This window comes from Nodularia sp. LEGE 04288 (assembly GCF_963896525.1).
Lineage (GTDB): Bacteria > Cyanobacteriota > Cyanobacteriia > Cyanobacteriales > Nostocaceae > Nodularia.
This window is the reverse complement of the sequence record NZ_CAWQOY010000118.1, coordinates 31272-47699: the sequence shown is the minus strand read 5'-3', so window position 1 is coordinate 47699 and position 16428 is coordinate 31272. Positions and strand designations below refer to the sequence as shown.

The 16428-nt window shown below is 40.8% G+C and carries 17 protein-coding genes, 1 pseudogene and 1 CRISPR repeat array; of the genes and pseudogenes, 3 read left to right on the top strand and 15 right to left on the bottom strand.

Annotated elements, in window-relative coordinates; genetic code table 11:
• Positions 1-77 precede the first annotated feature (77 nt).
• The 6 genes from AACX33_RS14985 to AACX33_RS14960 are packed head-to-tail and all read right to left on the bottom strand — an operon-like array spanning position 78 to position 4157.
• Positions 78-1664, bottom strand: coding sequence for an AAA family ATPase (locus tag AACX33_RS14985; RefSeq protein ID WP_227789132.1), 1587 nt, complete (start codon positions 1662-1664; stop codon positions 78-80).
• Entirely contained in the window at positions 1651-1908 is a 258-nt protein-coding gene (locus AACX33_RS14980) for a hypothetical protein (RefSeq protein ID WP_227789131.1), read from the bottom strand. The genes AACX33_RS14985 and AACX33_RS14980 overlap by 14 nt, the downstream gene beginning before the upstream one ends.
• Positions 1909-1941: 33 nt before the next feature.
• Positions 1942-2148, bottom strand: coding sequence for a DUF2997 domain-containing protein (locus AACX33_RS14975; RefSeq protein WP_227789130.1), 207 nt, complete (start codon positions 2146-2148; stop codon positions 1942-1944).
• 3 nt (positions 2149-2151) lie between these two features.
• Entirely contained in the window at positions 2152-2601 is a 450-nt protein-coding gene (locus AACX33_RS14970) for a DUF1257 domain-containing protein (protein WP_227789129.1), read from the bottom strand.
• Between the two features lies 1 nt (position 2602).
• Positions 2603-3040: a DUF1257 domain-containing protein gene (locus AACX33_RS14965; protein WP_227789128.1), complete on the bottom strand. Its 438-nt coding sequence runs from the start codon at positions 3038-3040 to the stop codon at positions 2603-2605.
• Positions 3041-3098: 58 nt separating this feature from the next.
• On the bottom strand, positions 3099-4157 hold the full coding sequence (locus AACX33_RS14960) for a hypothetical protein (protein WP_227789127.1): 1059 nt from the start codon (positions 4155-4157) through the stop codon (positions 3099-3101).
• A 730-nt stretch (positions 4158-4887) separates the two neighbouring features.
• On the opposite strand from AACX33_RS14960, the gene AACX33_RS14955 reads away from it, so the two are divergent.
• Together AACX33_RS14955 and AACX33_RS14950 are read left to right on the top strand one after the other, a co-directional pair.
• Positions 4888-5613, top strand: coding sequence for a hypothetical protein (locus tag AACX33_RS14955; protein WP_227789126.1), 726 nt, complete (start codon positions 4888-4890; stop codon positions 5611-5613).
• A 20-nt stretch (positions 5614-5633) separates the two neighbouring features.
• On the top strand, positions 5634-6083 hold the full coding sequence (locus AACX33_RS14950) for a hypothetical protein (protein ID WP_227789125.1): 450 nt from the start codon (positions 5634-5636) through the stop codon (positions 6081-6083).
• Positions 6084-6427: 344 nt separating this feature from the next.
• Here AACX33_RS14950 and AACX33_RS14945 read toward each other — a convergent pair whose 3' ends face one another.
• From AACX33_RS14945 to AACX33_RS14905, 9 genes and pseudogenes are all read right to left on the bottom strand, one after another.
• Complete coding sequence (locus AACX33_RS14945) at positions 6428-7315, bottom strand: DUF1186 domain-containing protein (RefSeq protein ID WP_227789124.1); 888 nt, start codon at positions 7313-7315, stop codon at positions 6428-6430.
• A gap of 4 nt (positions 7316-7319) precedes the next feature.
• Positions 7320-7706, bottom strand: a pseudogene (locus tag AACX33_RS14940) (zinc ribbon domain-containing protein); the annotation flags it as partial.
• 16 nt (positions 7707-7722) lie between these two features.
• A CRISPR array of direct repeats spans positions 7723-8558; the repeat unit is 37 nt; unit sequence GTTTCAGTCCCCTTGCGGGGATTTAGTTAGCGGAAAG.
• A 210-nt stretch (positions 8559-8768) separates the two neighbouring features.
• The gene (cas2, locus tag AACX33_RS14935) at positions 8769-9062 is read right to left on the bottom strand and encodes a CRISPR-associated endonuclease Cas2 (protein WP_089093472.1); all 294 of its coding nucleotides are present in this window, start codon (positions 9060-9062) and stop codon (positions 8769-8771) included.
• Positions 9059-10036: a type I-D CRISPR-associated endonuclease Cas1d gene (cas1d, locus tag AACX33_RS14930; protein ID WP_227789122.1), complete on the bottom strand. Its 978-nt coding sequence runs from the start codon at positions 10034-10036 to the stop codon at positions 9059-9061. Before cas1d ends, cas2 begins: the two co-directional genes overlap by 4 nt.
• 8 nt (positions 10037-10044) lie before the next feature.
• Positions 10045-10629: a CRISPR-associated protein Cas4 gene (cas4, locus tag AACX33_RS14925; RefSeq protein ID WP_227789121.1), complete on the bottom strand. Its 585-nt coding sequence runs from the start codon at positions 10627-10629 to the stop codon at positions 10045-10047.
• A gap of 48 nt (positions 10630-10677) precedes the next feature.
• Positions 10678-11718, bottom strand: a complete 1041-nt coding sequence (gene cas6, locus AACX33_RS14920; RefSeq protein WP_227789120.1) for a CRISPR system precrRNA processing endoribonuclease RAMP protein Cas6 — start codon at positions 11716-11718, stop codon at positions 10678-10680.
• Positions 11696-12427 (bottom strand): hypothetical protein, encoded by a 732-nt coding sequence (locus AACX33_RS14915; RefSeq protein ID WP_227789119.1) that lies wholly within the window; start codon positions 12425-12427, stop codon positions 11696-11698. Before AACX33_RS14915 ends, cas6 begins: the two co-directional genes overlap by 23 nt.
• Positions 12408-13370, bottom strand: coding sequence for a DevR family CRISPR-associated autoregulator (locus AACX33_RS14910; RefSeq protein WP_227789118.1), 963 nt, complete (start codon positions 13368-13370; stop codon positions 12408-12410). The genes AACX33_RS14915 and AACX33_RS14910 overlap by 20 nt, the downstream gene beginning before the upstream one ends.
• The gene (locus AACX33_RS14905; RefSeq protein ID WP_227789117.1) at positions 13363-15165 is read right to left on the bottom strand and encodes a hypothetical protein; all 1803 of its coding nucleotides are present in this window, start codon (positions 15163-15165) and stop codon (positions 13363-13365) included. Before AACX33_RS14905 ends, AACX33_RS14910 begins: the two co-directional genes overlap by 8 nt.
• 302 nt (positions 15166-15467) lie before the next feature.
• On the opposite strand from AACX33_RS14905, the gene AACX33_RS14900 reads away from it, so the two are divergent.
• Positions 15468-16418 (top strand): Rpn family recombination-promoting nuclease/putative transposase, encoded by a 951-nt coding sequence (locus AACX33_RS14900; protein ID WP_227789116.1) that lies wholly within the window; start codon positions 15468-15470, stop codon positions 16416-16418.
• Positions 16419-16428: the final 10 nt, after the last annotated feature.

The following is a 16428-nucleotide window of genomic DNA, read 5'->3' as shown; positions in this document are numbered from 1 at the left end:
GTCTGAATGGCAGGATTTACACCTGCATCTGACCGAGAGTTCAGCCTTTAGTGACAGTAATCTGCTGTCGGGCTGGCTTAGTTATGTACGGGCTGGATACCGAGATTCACTAAGCAACGAATCGCACCCCAAGTTTGCATTCGTTCTACAGAAGCAGCATCTTGGACAGCTAAAGGTGTTATAGTTTGCCGACAAGCCTCTAAATCACCCAAAGTGACCTGTTGCGGTCGTCCCTGATCAAATGCCAGTAGTGCCGCTTCAGATGCTAGAGTTTCCAGTTCAGCACCGGAAAATTTGTTAGTATTGTTAGCGATCGCCTCCAAATATTCATCCTCGACACTGATGCCAAATCGTTGCAGATGAATCTTGAGAATCTGCACTCTCTCAGGCTCACTCGGTAAATCAACAAAGAAGTTCTCATCAAATCTACCCTTTCGCTTGAGTTCACTGGGTAGCGCCGATGGATCATTACAGGTTGCGACAACGAACACCCCAGCCGTACACTCACTCATAAATGTGAGGATATTCCCCAGGATTCTTTGGGATACTCCAGAGCTATCACTCTGACCAGATAAGGCTTTCTCAATTTCATCCACCCATAGAACGCACGGTGCGATCGCTTCGGCAGTCTTGAGTGCGCGACGGACATTGCCCTCAGATTCCCCAACCAAAGAACCAAGCATTGATGCAATATCCAGTTGCAATAGTGGTAAGTTGAGAATGCTGGCGATATTCTTAGCGCATATAGATTTACCAGTTCCCGGTGGACCCGCTAATAACACACCTTTAGGCTGGGGTAAATTGAGCGATCGCGCTTCTTGTGTAAACAATCGTCGCCGCCGTTGCAACCAATCACGCAATAGGTCAAGTCCACCGAATGGGATTGTAGCTGGTTTTCCCAACTCAATACCCATTTGAGATAGCAGCCGGGTTTTGTACTCAACCACCTTGGCGATGACACTGGCATCAATTGTAATGCCAGCGCTGCTCAAACTTTCTTTGACCGTGAGCCTCAGAAAGTCGCTGATTTCTTCTAGGGTCAATCCCAGCGCTGCCCGTGCCAAAGTTTCTTTATTGTCGTCTGATAGCAGAATTCGGAATGAAACTTCCTGTTCGGAGGCTGATTCCTTCAAATACTGCAAGTACGATTCTAAACGCTCTTGAACTTGCTCAATTGTTGGCAGAGGCACTTCCGCGAACGGAATCAGCCGCACCAGAGAATCGTGTAGTTCAATACTTTGACCCAGAAAGATGATGCGTTTTTCCGTGGGCTTGAGTCTGTGGTACAAGTTCTTGACCCTGGTGAGAATTTCCCAACTCAATTGAGCAGAATTTTTACCCACAAAGGGATGGACATCACCCAGGATGAAAACACCTACACCATCAAAGTTGTTAATGTACTCGAAAATGTACAACAACGAGTCAACATGAGTCGGGCGCTTGTACTCTGGGACTGGCTTAAATACTAGCCCACCGTCCTCAGCTATCAGACATTGCTCCAGACTCGAAACTCCCAGATTCCAGAAGAATACGGGACTCTCAAGCTTTTCCTTAGCTTGCGTTGTGAGCCACTGAATAATCGTGGCTTCTTCTGGTGCAAGAACTTCAAGAGCCACAATTGGAATTTGAGAATCTAGAGTGGCAAAGATATTATTTAGGTTCATCTTGTAAATCTTTATAAGGCAATGGTGCGAGTTCATCGTGAGTTTCAACCAGTTTCACGACTACCTCATGAAGTTCGGCTTTGCCGTCAAAAATCTCCGCAGTTCCATCACCAAAGCCAATAGCAGAAAGAATTGCATTAACCAGCACACACAAACCCTCTGTATTGCCTTTGATTACGATTGGTTCTCTGGCTTTCGTAGGCGCGTAAATATGAACCATCGCGTATTCTTTGGGTAATTCCATAATCGATTGGGGGAACTTAATCCCCCCTTTTTGTTATTGTCTTAAACGAGTTTGATGATTAGAATTAGTTCTAAGCTGTTGGGTTTGCGCTTCGGCTTTAAATTCGCGATCGCCCACAACTCCCAACGCTTCCTCAAACGGCTGGGTCGCTTCTAGGCAAGATAGCCCTTCAAACCCCTCAGCCTCTACTCGAACTTCACCAGTCTTTTTGTCAAAATGTATCAGTATTGAACGTTCCATTGATTATCTCCTAGCGTATTGTTTGACTTCTTGATGTCCGGCGAAAGTCAGCCGAAAGGTTTGTACTTTACCTTCAGTTGTCTCGGCTATGGAACATTCGCCAAATTTTTCGCGCAATTCTTCAGCTTTGGCTAGTACCATCCGTTTTCCGTAAGTCTGCATTAGTTTGTGACTAAAGAAGTTTTCACCAAGTCGGGGGGAAGTTTCCCAATCGTCATGAATTACGTCATACACTCCAGAATTCGAGTTCCACCGAAAACCAATGTCTGCACGGGCTTTAATTGTGCGACCAGACACTATAATTTCCGCACTCTGCCCTTGCGAATCCCCGTAGTAGCCAGTTAACGGCTGTGCTATTTCGTGAACTTGGGGTTTGAGTTTTAAATCCTCTAAGGCTTGAACTAAACACTCACGATTGACTAATCGAGTTCTTACTGTTGAGAAATGTGACATTTTATCTCCTAGTTTGAGTTGTTAATGAAACGCGAACGGTCGTGACAGAACCATTTGTTGCAGTTGCTACCACTTCACCACCAAGTTGCGTAGCAAGTTTTGGTAAGTACAAGTTGACGTACTGCTCTTGCAGCTTAGAGAGAAAATTTGCACCCAGTCCTTGTCCTGCTTGTGCCATTCCTGCTCCCTGGTCGTATTCGCTAATCAGGCACTCGTACTCAGTCCCGTTCCAGAAAAAGCCTAAATCGTTACTCATGCTGCTGATTTGGTTTCGGGGTACAACAACATGAGCCATCTGCGCTTGTTTGTCTCCCCGATAGCCGTAAAGATTAACTGGCTTGTCGTGAAGCATGGGAAAGAAACCGAATCGCTGCAACCCCTCGACCAGACAGGACTGGTCTTTGAATTTGACTGCGATTTTTGAGAAATGTGACATCATGAAACCTGAAATACTAGCATTGATGCGATGCCCCGAATTTCTCAGGGCATCACTTTTTCTAACGGAACTTGAACGATTTGACAGTGGCTTGAGTTAATCCCACGTCACCGTTTGCTAACTGTTGCAGATTGCGCTGCTCATCCAGTAGTTTTGAGTAGATTGCATCCATCTTCTGCTGAAGTTGTGACCGCCCATCTGAACCTAAATTCTTAGATTCAATAGCAGGATCATTGACAATGGCATCCAGATTTTCCATCATTTGGGCAAGACTGGCTCCAGCGTCAGGTGAGGCATTCGCTAGCAGCACCCGCACTTTCTTCAGATGTTTCTCCATCTTCTTCTTGAACTGCACTGGCTTACGTCCTGGCTGCCAATCAGCTAGTTCCTCCAGCAACTGGGATGCTAATTGTTCTCCACCGGCGATCGCAGACTCCCGCAACCGTTCCTCCAGGTTTTGGTCATACTGTTGGATGAACTGAGTAATTTGTTGCAAGCACTCAGCTTGTTGTTGGTTCAGTTGTTCGGACAAAGCCGGGATAATCACCGGACGACCAATCACAACTTGTAAATAGTCCTCCAAATCAGGCAAAGTTGGGAATGCCTTGAGTAAGTTGGCTTTGACTTCTTCTTGTTTGTCTTGAGGTAGTTCCCAGACATTCAACGATATGAAGTTTTCGATGCGTTCTTGGTAATCAGCCAATCCCTCTGTGTATGACTCTTTGAGTCCATCGCGGAGTGTTGGCGCAATTACATCCCGAATATTGAGCAACTGACTCCAAACTAAAGGTGCGAGGTCAATCGGACAAATCCAGTCGCCATTGTCTGAAGTCATCCACTCCTGAACAGAAGCAATTTCCTGTCGTAATTGAGATGCTGCTTCGTCCAAAGCTTTGAATACTTTTATACCTCGCAAACCTACTTCGGAAGATTTAACTTTGATTAAGTCTGATTCTTCGCCTTCAGCCTTTAAAACATCAGTCCAACGAGGCGAATTGCTTTTCGTGGTTTTCTTCAGCTTGATCGTCAGCCGAATCCGAGTTTTATTGAGTTTAGAAAAGTTGTAACGTTCAACTACAGCATCATTCAGAAATGCTTCATTTGCAATTGCTTGTACCATTTTAGTTAGTTGATAATTATTTTCACTCAAATTTCGCGTAGCGTTCATAGTTGAACAACTACGCAAAATTTGTATTTGCACATACTAAAACCAGGGTTCACTTAAACGCCAGAATCAGAATGCAGCTAAACAATTACCCAATAAGTCCCTTGGTTACGAACTATTTGGGATTGATGATTGATTGTTGCTGTCCCAAGCTGATGATTATTTTTTAGTTGGTGGATATCTCTAATGGCACAATGTGGATAAATCAAAACGCATCTCACAGGAATTTGGCGTAGCCATATTTATTGCTCCCAGCCAGTGGACAGAGCTTATTAAGCAAAAGGTCTAATGGTCAGGCGACAGATACAGCTTTAGCGGGGGCGTATCCCAATTTGGAAGATACATATTTCGTTAAAACGTAAAAACCTGATTCCCCGGTTAAACAAAAAAGATATATTTACCAAAGTGGGATGCTCCCTTTAGCATTTAGCAGTTTGCCGTCTGAGCAATTCACCAATGAAAACTTGACATCGCCTACCGCTTTCATGTGCAAGTTTCAACATCTGATGACCAAAAATAATGGGATGCAAGCCCCGCCACTTCAACAAGCTCAGTACAAGCCTTCCAGGACTGCTTTTTGTGTTAAGATGTTGATGTAGAAGTTTTTCACGTCAATATGCTAGCTTTAGAAGATTTATATGCCTTGTACCGTATTTGATTGTATTTAATAAATGAGTCAAAGCACATGAGGCAAGTAGTTAGACAAATTCAAGAGCGAATCAAATTTGAGTTTGAATTGGAAGGAATTAAATATGAATTGTGGAGATTAGATGATTATGAATATAGAAAAATTCAAAAAAATAGTCTTGCTATTAAAGATGACTCTTCATTTTACAATGATATTTACTTATCTGAAGATAAAAACAAATCGAATTTGGATCTAGCAAAGTCGTTTATTACATTAACTTGGCTTTTTGGAAATAGCAGTGATTTAGTTGATAGTTATAAAAGTTCTTTTAGTTTCCCCTTATTACTAACTATTAATAAAGCAATAGGAAGTTTTTTGTATTTATTGCATATTTTCGATTCTAAAGGTTGGATATATTATCGACTATATAAAGTATTTGAAGATGAATCAGATATACCTGATAAAATACAGAATGAAATATTTGAATCAGAATTGACGCGCCAAGAAATTAATAATTTTCTCAACTACATACATACATATATTAATGCATCTTTTAATAGTTTAAATTCTGTAACTGTCCCCGAACCATTTTTGAAAGCAATTGATGCAAGTTGTATGATTTATGGTTATCATAACAATCAGTATATTGAAGAAGAATATAATGATGAACAGTCATATCAAGCAGCACTCGAAAGATTTCGGTTAGTAGGGCTTTGGCCTTGGCAGCCACAGAATATAAATGCTTTACTACAAACTATCACCAGTAAAACATTTAGGGTTTGATTATTATCCAAATTGATACAATGCCTAAAAATAATTACAATATATCAACACCTAAATCTCCAAAACAAAAACACAAATTTTTTCTAAATCCTTACAAGGATTGTGCTTTTACTAAATGCCCAAAGTGTGAAACGAAAACGAAAGTTCGTAAATTTCCTTTAGTTATTCATATTGAACCACAACAACTATTTTTACTAAATAAACAATGTAAATATTGCCCACATTGTGACTTAATTATCGCTAAGAAGCACGAAATTGAGCCATTGATGGCTGCTGCTTTCATTAAAACTAATCCTAACATAGTATGGAATAACTATGTAGTTATGGGAACAGTCGATAACAAAGATTGGAAAGAAGGCGACAAGAATTTACTCTCTCCATCAGAAATGATAGGGCGCATATACGTGTTCAAGGATGTCTGGGATTTTACAATTATTCCGGCAGGTTGGTATCCTAACGAAAAGAAATAATATCAATAATTTTTATTCTTTCTGGTTTGATTATTAATGCAATTCAAAGAATGACTCTTGTCCGAGATGCTTCACATAATTTTCCACAAGCTCCTGAAGACTATCTTGTTTCCCTATATCTATCCAATCATCGATTCTTCCCAAAAATCAATATCTTTGGGTCATAAATATTCGTTTCTGCTCATCAATTAAAATAAAACGAAGCATTGGTGAATAGGAGATAGAACACTTCAGTATATTTTCAGTTCCACTTAATTTATCTGGTGAAGAAAATTTTATCAATCTACCGCTATCATACTTATTTTTCATCAATTATTACTATTTAAGTTGAGTTTCTTGCTTATTCATTTTTTATTAGCCCGATTTTTTCGACGAGATTGTTCTTGGATTTTTTTCTTTTTCTTAGCTTGATTTTTCCCTTTCTTGGGGATATAAGAGCTAAACCCTTCTGGGTTAATTAACCTGTTATCGAGTTGTTGGAATCTTTCTGGGTGAAAAGCAGCCCAGTCTCTCGTTTCTGATATCACATCTTCAATAAAAGAATAACGTGGATTCTCACGCAGTTTAATCAAAGCTGCTTCTATCCCTACTTGCAATCCATCATTTACGTCTTCTTCATTAATGAAAAACAAATCAACTAAATCTTCTGCAAAAACTTTATCAATTTGTTCCTTCAGTTCAACTGCACAAAGTTTTGCACTATTAATAACTAGCTTAGTCCATATATAGTCATCTTCTTTCCAAACTTTATTTGAGAACAATTCGGCATGGTATTGTATGACTTGTTCTCTAGAAATGACTTCTAGAGCTACCAAAACCAATAATGACTCTAAAGCAGCACCTCTAACGTATTCATTGATTTCTTCATTTTCTATTAGTTGTTTTATTGGTTCAATGTTTCCATCACTAACAGAAGCCAGTATCCTGCATAAGTCCTCAGTTACTATATCTCCGGTTACATCTAATGCCATTTCTCCTGGCACTGAGAAAAATTTGATGATTACAGGATATGCTAACGGTTCTTTAAATTGTGCTAGTAGATATAAGGCATAAAGATGTAAAGTATATTCTTCTTTTTCTACTAGCTCTTCAAGATTACTACTCAACTTTTCTAAAGTTGATAATAATATGGGAGTTATAGCTTCTCTTTCTTCAATTGCTCTTTCTAAAGCTAAACGGGGAAACTTATTTGTATTGTTCTCTAATTCCGATAAAATTTCTTCTAGTTGCATCTGTTTAAATTGGCACTTTTGAGCTTAATTCAATGAACATAGATTCATTTTTGAACCTCGCATGACTAGAAGTCACACGATTTGGAGCTTCAACGATTTGTGCCTGAATAGCTTCAGGTCTTACAAGTTCTTCACAGGCGTTTAAAGCCTCCGGGATACCCACGGTGGCTGTTAAAATTTTCAAGCCCTCACTCAGAATATTTAAACTGGCGTTCACGTCTCTCAAATTGTGTTTACCACAATTGGGACAAGACCATTCACGCAACTTTAAATCTTTGACTAGTGGATTGCTAAAACCACAGCAGTTGCAAATCTGAGACAAAGGATAAAACTTACTAACTTTCTGCACAATTCTGTCATGCCACAAAGCTTTATATTCCAACATGGTAACAAATTTTGACCATTTAGTTTCAGTCCCCTTGCGGGGATTTAGTTAGCGGAAAGTAGAGGAATTCGTCAAGAGAGAGGAAGTCTGTGTTTCAGTCCCCTTGCGGGGATTTAGTTAGCGGAAAGTAAGCGATCGCTTCTTCCTAAAACCTTTGTAAATCAAGTTTCAGTCCCCTTGCGGGGATTTAGTTAGCGGAAAGAAAAGCAGGTATACAAGCAATAGTGTCAATCAAATGTTTCAGTCCCCTTGCGGGGATTTAGTTAGCGGAAAGTGAAGTTGGCATCTTGCAGCCCTTTGTACTCAAAAGTTTCAGTCCCCTTGCGGGGATTTAGTTAGCGGAAAGAAAAGGGAGAACAAGAGAAAAGAAAAACAGATTTGTTTCAGTCCCCTTGCGGGGATTTAGTTAGCGGAAAGCTACGAAAAACCTATATCTGCATTCATCTACGATTGTTTCAGTCCCCTTGCGGGGATTTAGTTAGCGGAAAGCTTTTAGTCGCCTTGACTATTCAAAAGCCCTTGCGAAAATAGTGTTTCAGTCCCCTTGCGGGGATTTAGTTAGCGGAAAGCTGAATGACAACAACCTCCTTCACTACCATGCCAGGTTTCAGTCCCCTTGCGGGGATTTAGTTAGCGGAAAGTTAGAAAAACGGCGAAAACCCAAACGACGCTTATTAAGTTTCAGTCCCCTTGCGGGGATTTAGTTAGCGGAAAGGTGGGCGGCACAGCCGCCCCCCCGTCGTCGATTGTTTCAGTCCCCTTGCGGGGATTTAGTTAGCGGAAAGGTATTCTCAGCCAGAATGGAACCAGGCAAAGAAAAAGTTTCAGTCCCCTTGCGGGGATTTAGTTAGCGGAAAGCCCGCCATTTGAAACATAGTCTACAAGGCGATTCTAGAGGTAGTTTTGGCAAAGCTGATCTAGAAACCTTGTTTCAGGCTTTGGAAAACTGCCAACTGAAACTAATGAAACGCTGTAACTATTGATTTGTCAAGGTTCTGGCGATTTGGCGAACCCCCCAGGGTTTTTGACCTCACTATAGGTCTGCCAAAAATTTTGGTTATGGGTCAATCATATAATGATTGTCTGCTCTTGTCGAGGTACTTCAGAACCATACGTGATAGTTCTTTTAACACTGCCAGCATCCAGCACATATACTCTAATCGAGTCTTCATCAGGTTTGATCAATTTCTCAATCTTTATTTGCAATTGGGTAAACTGCACAGCAGTCAAAAAACACTCAAAAACACTGTATTGAGTCCATTTCCCATAACCAGTCAACATTTTGTGCAAGCGAGTCCGCCGCTTATTCGCCGCTTTATTATCGGGTAAGTCGTAAATAAACAGATAGAATAATGTACTCATCGCAATGTTAACGGTTTGTAAGGAATACCCTCCTGTAAATGACGACCCAACAAACGTGCTTGTAGTTCTATGGCTCGTCTGTAGGTACATCTATACTCAAATACAGGGTGTTTAAATTCATCATTCATTTTTTGGTCAAAAGCCTGCAAGAAGGTTTTCTTAGCATTCTCCTTCAAACGATAAGCGCCCAAACTGTCGGTAAAATCTTCGGGCTGAATTTTGCGGTTATTCAACACCGATAACACTAAATTATCAGCGATTAAAGCCCGAAATTCCTCCATTAAATCTAATACCATCGCTGGTTGACCATGATGAACTTCATGCAAATAGCCAATATAGGGGTCTAATCCAGCAATGTGAACAGCCGCCATAACCTGACCTTGCAGTAAAGCATAGGCAAAATTCATTAAAGAATTTACTGGATCTGTAGCTGGACGGCGACTTCTACCATTAAAAGTCCATTGATTACCCACCATCTGCTGCCAACAGGCAAAATATTCTCTAGCAGCTAAACCTTCAATTCCTCTTACTTGGTCTATGGTTTGTTGAGTCTTGACTAGACTTTTGCGTTCTTTGAGGGGGTTATCTTTTTGATTGTGTCGGTACAACACATTATATTGGTTATGAATTTTGGCGATGACGATCGCTTTAACTAATTCCAAACGCCGCACAGGGTCTTGATAAACTTGATACTGTGCCAATCTTAATTGACCGTTGCGAGAATGACGCGGAAGTGCTGAACCCAAGTATTTACCAAAGCTGGAAAGGTAATGAACGGGCATTCCTAATTCCAAAGCGTAGACGAAAGCATCACCTGTGACTTGGGGATTACCCATGAGTATGACTTGTTCTACTGTTTGGGCGGCAACTTTTCGTTTTTTCCAAGTACCATCTTCTTGTTTTAAGGCAACTTGAAAGGCTTCGTAGTCTTTGCTTAAAACTGCATCCGGCTGGGTGAGGTAAAGAGTACTCATGGTGATTTTTAGGAATTTTGCTGTTGTAATTTTTTAACTTCAAAGGGCAAACAGATTCCTTGCAGACTGCAAGACTCGCATTTCTTGGTATGATCTATGGGTGCTGGCATGGGGTTTTGACTAGCAAAGTGCGCCAAAGCGATCGCTTGTTCGGTCATTTGTCGCAGTTGGGGTGTAAATGCTACAGTCTGCCTTCTGCGGTTAGCGTGATAAAAAATTTCACCATAGGTAATACTCCGTCCAGTGCGTTCTTCCAAACATAAAGCCGCCGCACAGAGTTGAAAATGGTCATTGAGGTGTTGTGCCATTTTCCCTTTCTTGTATTCCAAAGGCACGAGTTGACCATCACACTCTTCCACAGCATCGATAATACCAGCAACTTTAAGGCGATCGCACCACACCCATTGCTGCTGGTGAATTAGCGTTTCTCCCTCCTGGAGTGTTCCGGGTTCATCAATATTGCGGTGTAAATGGCGACCTAAAATAATATGTTCATTGTCCTCCATTTCACCGAGTACATATTCCAAGTAAAACCTACGTGGGCAATATTCCCAAGCATTCAGATACGCCAAAGGCAAATAATTTTCCGTCATAAATTACGAACTACGTTAGCGAAGCTCCTCTGAAAGAGGCATTACGAATTACGAATTACGAACTACTACCTGTCCCATTCCCATCGCTGTTTTCCGCCCCACTCCCGCAAATTCAGCAAAATGAGCTAAGATTGTCGCAATTCTGGATTTTTCAGGGTCAAGAAACCGATACCTTACCCAGCCTTCCGCCCCAATTTCTGCACCGCCTGCCATTTTCAAAGCATAGGTTTTCAGTTCAAAAGCAGAAATTAAAGCATTCCATTCAACTGGAGAAAAATGAAGTTCTACGGGGGCAAAAATATTCCACCGCCGTAATAAACTGCCAAAAACCAAATCTGGCAATGGAAAAGGCTGTATAACTCGACCTTGTTTAAAGCTGGTAGGAGAGAGAAATTTTAATTCAACAACATTTTGAGCAGGTATACGCGCCAGTTGTTCAAAGCTGCTAGCTTGGAGAATATCTATGCACTTACCCAATCGACAAGGTATTCCCGCCAGAGTAATTTCTCCACCCAAGTTAGTACTCAATCCCCAAAGTAGCGGTGCTAAGAGTTCCTTTTGTAATAAACTAATTCTCAGATGCAGCTTTTGGGATGAACTATACCGCATTGCCAGAGTTATGGGCAGACTGTCTTGTTGATGCAGGTGTGCAGCTAAAGCAGTATCGGCAATAGCTAACCATTGAAAACATTGAGCATGAATGGCTCGTCCCAAGGTTGATGGTAATGGTTGTGTGGTGGAAATAGCAACTTGAATGATATGCAAAGCCTGATCATCTACTTCCACTCCCGTTAATTCATAGGGCTTTTTTTCCCACTCCACCAAAGTATTTTCAGTAATACGCTGACAGATTGATTGCATGAGATGGGGATATAGAATTGCTTCTGGCAACACAGGCATAATTTTAGTTACACCCTCAGAAATTCGTAAGGGAATCCAACTCGGTGCGGGTTGAATTTCTGGTAGCCAAGATGTTAACGCAGTGGAAGCGAACTGATTTCTCAGCGCTGGCGCGAGCGCACTTGGTGTAGACTTGAGAACTAGGTTAACTCCAGCAAATGCAATCTCAGTATCTTTGGTACATATCATAACGGGTACTTGTAGCCATAAGTTGCAGAGGCAGAAATCCAGGTTTAATTACGCGGTCTTTATCCAGTTGGGCTTTATCCTTAGAAAAGGGATTAATTCGATTAAAAGTAGTTTTTTCACCTAAATCATCCATCGGCTGCACTGTAAAGCCGGTGGTAGGATTTGGCTCAAAGCTGGGTTCTGGCGTTGTTTGTTGATATTCAGGAAGATACTGGAAAAAACAGCCGCGTTTACCGAAGTAGTTAATTTGGGCAAACAGTCCATCCAGCTCTGCTAAGTGATTTCCCGCACTACAGCAAATTTGCAGATTTCCTTGCATATATACCCATTCTCGAAAAACAAACCCTCCTTGCATGGGAATTGTCGGACGAGTTTTATCTGCTTTGTCGGCAGTTTGGTCGTAATAACGCAGTTTGTAACCATTGCGATTTACAACCAATTTTTCTGGAGGCCAAATATAAATTGTTAAATCTCGAATCCAGGTAAATTCGCTATTAATCCATTGGGTAAAATCACTTTGGTGTTGTCTTCCCTGACTTTCTAGCAAAACTTTTAACAATGCCATTTTAATAGCGTAAGGAGTTGGCACTAAATTAGACCGTGCCGCCATGCTAGTGGCATCAGACCTTTTGAGTGAAAATAGGCTAACAGGTTGATAGGTGACAGTGAGCCATTGCTTAGGCCCGGATTTAGGCGATCGCTTCGGCATTTTCACTCTCCCAAGGTAGACTTTGAGCAATTAAAGTTTCTATTTGGTCGGCAAATTCAGCCATATTATTAAAATCAAAACAATGAATTGTTGCCGCACCATTAAGATTATTTAATGTAGTTGCCAAACTATGAATTTGACTGTTGTATTCTGGCTCCAAAGGGCTAATCATTGGTGCAGGACAGCGCCGACTACTGACAGTAATCACACCTTCAAAATGGTCAGGATGGGGTAAATGAGTGTTGCGTTTAGCTCCATTAGGCTGCAAATAGGTATACAGCACACTTTTGAGTAAAGCATCTAAGCGTTTTTTGCGTTCAGCAATATCAATGCTGTAACCAAAATTGTGAGGATTATAACCAATCCGAAAAGCCTCTATATTCAAAACAGTGGCATATAAACCAGAACTGACTTGCACATTATAAGGAGTTGGATTATCCACACCGTACTTAGCATGAAAATAACTCTGAGTTTTCACCGCACGAGGTAAACCGACAACAGCCCCAAATTCAATGACAGAATCCCGCTTCAGGGTTTGTCCCTTCTTTTCTGTCACCATAAAACCTTCCAAATCGCTAATACTGCAAAGTTGAATAACTTTACCTGTTTTAGCAGCTAAATCCGTATCTTTGTCTGTAAAAACAGCAAGATTTTTTTCCAAATCATAACCAATTCGATCAGGATTAAATTGCTTACCACCCTCCGATAAACTTAATCCAGACTCCAGCGCCACCCGGTGTAAATGTTCTGCCTGAATATGTTTGAGCATATCGCCGGAAATACCATTCACATATTCAGGTTCATTCATATCTTTTTGAATGATATAATAGCGCCGAGTTAAGGATTGATTACCCTCATTACCCTCATTATTTAAAGCGTGAAGTTGCCAGGATACTAAACCACTGACGGAAACTGAGTAAACTGGAAATTGTACCTTAGTCATTGTCTAATTCTCCTTCTGTTTCTAAATTATGAGTGGCATCGGTTTTATCAGCATCTTTAGCTTTACCCCAACCTTTGGCATAGCCGTAAGCAATTAACAAGTTAGCTACTAAACTAGAACCAAATCTTTCAATTAGATGAATTACCCCATCTAAATCATCTTTTGTAGTCCAGATGCGGCGGAACTTCCCTTTTTTCTTTAATTCCTCATCAATGCGAAGATTTTCATTTTCGTAACTAGCCAAAAAGGTTGATAATTCAATGATAAAATCTTTCTTAGAACCTGCTTGACTACTCAAGCGTTGGGCTAAACCATAGATTCTTTCCCAACCGTGTTCTTCTTTTCCTGCATAAACTGTAGCGCTGTTAATCGCTTTAGCTATGCGTAAAAAACCAGGGTCTTCAGTGATTTCTGTTAAAGACCAATCTTGGTCATTTTGACGATGATGGAAATTTTTGACCATGAGGTTTAATCCCTTGAGAGAAAATAAACGGGGAGGTTTAGCTTTGGCATCTGCTAGACGTTTGACAATATAATCAGCATAACTGACTTGAAAGTGAAAAAAATGGTACAGGTTACTACCAGTAATAAAGTCCCGATAAGCTGCCAATAATTCACTATGGCCTTCTTCCGCAGAAAGACTAGTAATTACCAATAAATGCTCGTTTAAAACACTTTGATAATCTATTAATTCCGCCGAATTTTGAGGACTAATCCAACCCGGTAGCCCTAAGCTAAAGACTTCTTTAACACCATAAACTTGACCTTTAGAACCAAAGTGAGTCCCCAAAAAGCTGCTCACAAAATGGTTAATTGGTTGCCAAATATCAAATTCATCGGCTTCTGCGTCTGCTTGTCCTTGGTGATGATTGAGTAATTCCCGACAAAAACGTAATATTAATTCGGCATCAAATCGGGCAATTCCATGTCCCCCAGAAGGTGGGTTAAATTTGCGGAGTTTATTCAATACCTCCCGATATTTGGTTAATTGAATATCTTGAGGTTCCAGCACCACAACTCGCCAATCATAAACTCGTTCTGCAATCTTTACCCGTTCTGCTACCCCAAAATTAAATAATCCCCCTGCAATTAGCCATAAACTTAACCAATCTGCTTTTTGAGAATCTACTTTATTGCTATCTGCTTTAGTGCGATTCACACCTTGCACAGATGTAGGAAGATAAATTTTAACTGCACTGGCGGTTTCGGGTAATTTATGGCTGGTAGCTTGTTGGAATAACTCGGCTATTTTTTGAGTTTCTGCATCTAGAGTGGGGTAATTTTCTTGGCTAAAAGCTTGAATCAAAGAAGTAAGTAAAATGCCATAATTATCTTTGAGTTGCCATCCTAAATGCCAAAGTTCATTATGATTACGATCATGGCGCATGGAAGTCAGAATTACGCCATTTTGGGTACTTGCATGGGGTGGTTTCGGTGCATCTTCATTGAATTGAACTTTTCCCCGTTGTTCAAATACATAGTTGCGATAAAGTTTGCGCTCGTCACTTTTCTGCACTGTGTCAAAAGGTTCGGTTTCCGGCGGGATTTTGCTAATGTCAGTTTTTTGACCTTTGACTGGGGGGAAAGGATTGGTATATTTGAGTTGAGCGATCGCTTCTAAATTGACAGTCTGTTTTAGTTTTAGGCAGTAGCGTATTCCTTCATCTACAAGCTGAATTGTACTTTTTTGGTTAGTTGCTTTCAGGGCATACTCCACAAGCTGCGCCAAACCAAGCATGAGAAAGGTATCAGCATAAGTGCCGAATTTTTTGGTAACATATAGCTGCTGTATCATCTAAACTTCAACCCTGGCGAGTTGTGTACTTCCAAACATTGTATACGCGCATGGAAGAAGCCTATTCCAATGTGTTGGACTCGTTTTAGTGAATTAAAGCACTAGGCGACTAGAAGTCGCGGCTACACAGACGAAACCCGCACTTCGACAAGCTCAGTGACCAACTACGCGGGTTAAAAACCTTGATTTTCTTTCAGTCCACGCAGGTGGACTTATTTTGAGTGGTTACGCGATTTATAATCGCCAGGGCTAGGTGCAAAATGTAGGTTATGATATTTTTGCTATTTTGACCGGAAATAACCGTGAATGAAGTACGAGATGACTATGATGGTGCTTGGAAGGAAGGTGTAGAACAATACTTTGAAGCGTTTCTCACATTCTTTTTTCCAGAAATTCAAGCAGAAATTGACTGGACGCGAGGCTATGAGTTTCTCGACCAAGAACTTCAGCAGTTGATGAGAGAGTCTGAAGTTGGTAAGCAATTTGTCGATAAACTAATTAAAGTTTGGCTGAATGATGGAAAAGAAACTTGGTTGCTGGTGCATTTGGAAATTCAAAGCCAAGTAGATCCCAACTTTGCCCAACGGATGTTTTCTTACCATTACCGAATTTTTGACCGTTATAATCAGGAAGTGGTGAGCTTGGCCATTCTGGGGGATAATCAAGCAAATTGGCGACCGCAAGAATATAGTTATGGACGCTGGGGATGTTGGCTGAGTCTACAATTTCCAATTGTGAAGCTACTAGACTACGAAGCCCATTGGTTAGAATTAGAACAAAGTGAGAGTCCTTTTGCTGTACTGGTGATGGCGCATCTGCGGACACAAGCGACAACTCAAGATTTAACAGGTCGATTGCGCTGGAAGTTGAGCCTGATTAAACGAATGTATGAGTTAGGCTATAGTAGAGATAAAATCTCTCAGCTATTCCGGTTGCTAGATAGATTAATGACTTTACCACCGGATTTAGACTTGAATTTCAAAGCTGAATTGAAGCGTTTTGAGGCTGAACAAGAGATGACATACATCACAAGTATAGAACGCATAGGCATAGCACAAGCTACCCAGAAACATATTGCTAAAATTCTAACAATTCGATTTAAAGATGTTCCTCCTGAATTAGTTGAACAACTGAATGAATTATATGATGTTGAGTCGCTGAATCAACTATTGGAAAAGGCTGTAACTACAAACTCAATTTCTGAGTTTCAACAAGAATTAAGTCAGGAAGATACAGACATAGAAAAAATATGAGGCTGAACAA

Excerpts from the sequence above, each read along its gene's own strand:
- cas2 (WP_089093472.1), bottom strand. The coding sequence starts at position 9,062 with ATGAGTACATTATTCTATCTGTTTATTTACGACTTACCCGATAATAAA.
- AACX33_RS14975 (WP_227789130.1), bottom strand. The coding sequence starts at position 2,148 with ATGGAACGTTCAATACTGATACATTTTGACAAAAAGACTGGTGAAGTT.
- cas4 (WP_227789121.1), bottom strand. The coding sequence starts at position 10,629 with ATGACGGAAAATTATTTGCCTTTGGCGTATCTGAATGCTTGGGAATAT.
- AACX33_RS14985 (WP_227789132.1), bottom strand. The coding sequence starts at position 1,664 with ATGAACCTAAATAATATCTTTGCCACTCTAGATTCTCAAATTCCAATT.
- AACX33_RS14945 (WP_227789124.1), bottom strand. The coding sequence starts at position 7,315 with ATGCAACTAGAAGAAATTTTATCGGAATTAGAGAACAATACAAATAAG.
- AACX33_RS14965 (WP_227789128.1), bottom strand. The coding sequence starts at position 3,040 with ATGATGTCACATTTCTCAAAAATCGCAGTCAAATTCAAAGACCAGTCC.
- AACX33_RS14970 (WP_227789129.1), bottom strand. The coding sequence starts at position 2,601 with ATGTCACATTTCTCAACAGTAAGAACTCGATTAGTCAATCGTGAGTGT.
- AACX33_RS14955 (WP_227789126.1), top strand. The coding sequence starts at position 4,888 with ATGAGGCAAGTAGTTAGACAAATTCAAGAGCGAATCAAATTTGAGTTT.
- cas1d (WP_227789122.1), bottom strand. The coding sequence starts at position 10,036 with ATGAGTACTCTTTACCTCACCCAGCCGGATGCAGTTTTAAGCAAAGAC.
- AACX33_RS14950 (WP_227789125.1), top strand. The coding sequence starts at position 5,634 with ATGCCTAAAAATAATTACAATATATCAACACCTAAATCTCCAAAACAA.
- AACX33_RS14910 (WP_227789118.1), bottom strand. The coding sequence starts at position 13,370 with ATGACTAAGGTACAATTTCCAGTTTACTCAGTTTCCGTCAGTGGTTTA.
- AACX33_RS14905 (WP_227789117.1), bottom strand. The coding sequence starts at position 15,165 with ATGATACAGCAGCTATATGTTACCAAAAAATTCGGCACTTATGCTGAT.
- AACX33_RS14980 (WP_227789131.1), bottom strand. The coding sequence starts at position 1,908 with ATGGAATTACCCAAAGAATACGCGATGGTTCATATTTACGCGCCTACG.
- cas6 (WP_227789120.1), bottom strand. The coding sequence starts at position 11,718 with ATGATATGTACCAAAGATACTGAGATTGCATTTGCTGGAGTTAACCTA.
- AACX33_RS14915 (WP_227789119.1), bottom strand. The coding sequence starts at position 12,427 with ATGCCGAAGCGATCGCCTAAATCCGGGCCTAAGCAATGGCTCACTGTC.
- AACX33_RS14960 (WP_227789127.1), bottom strand. The coding sequence starts at position 4,157 with ATGGTACAAGCAATTGCAAATGAAGCATTTCTGAATGATGCTGTAGTT.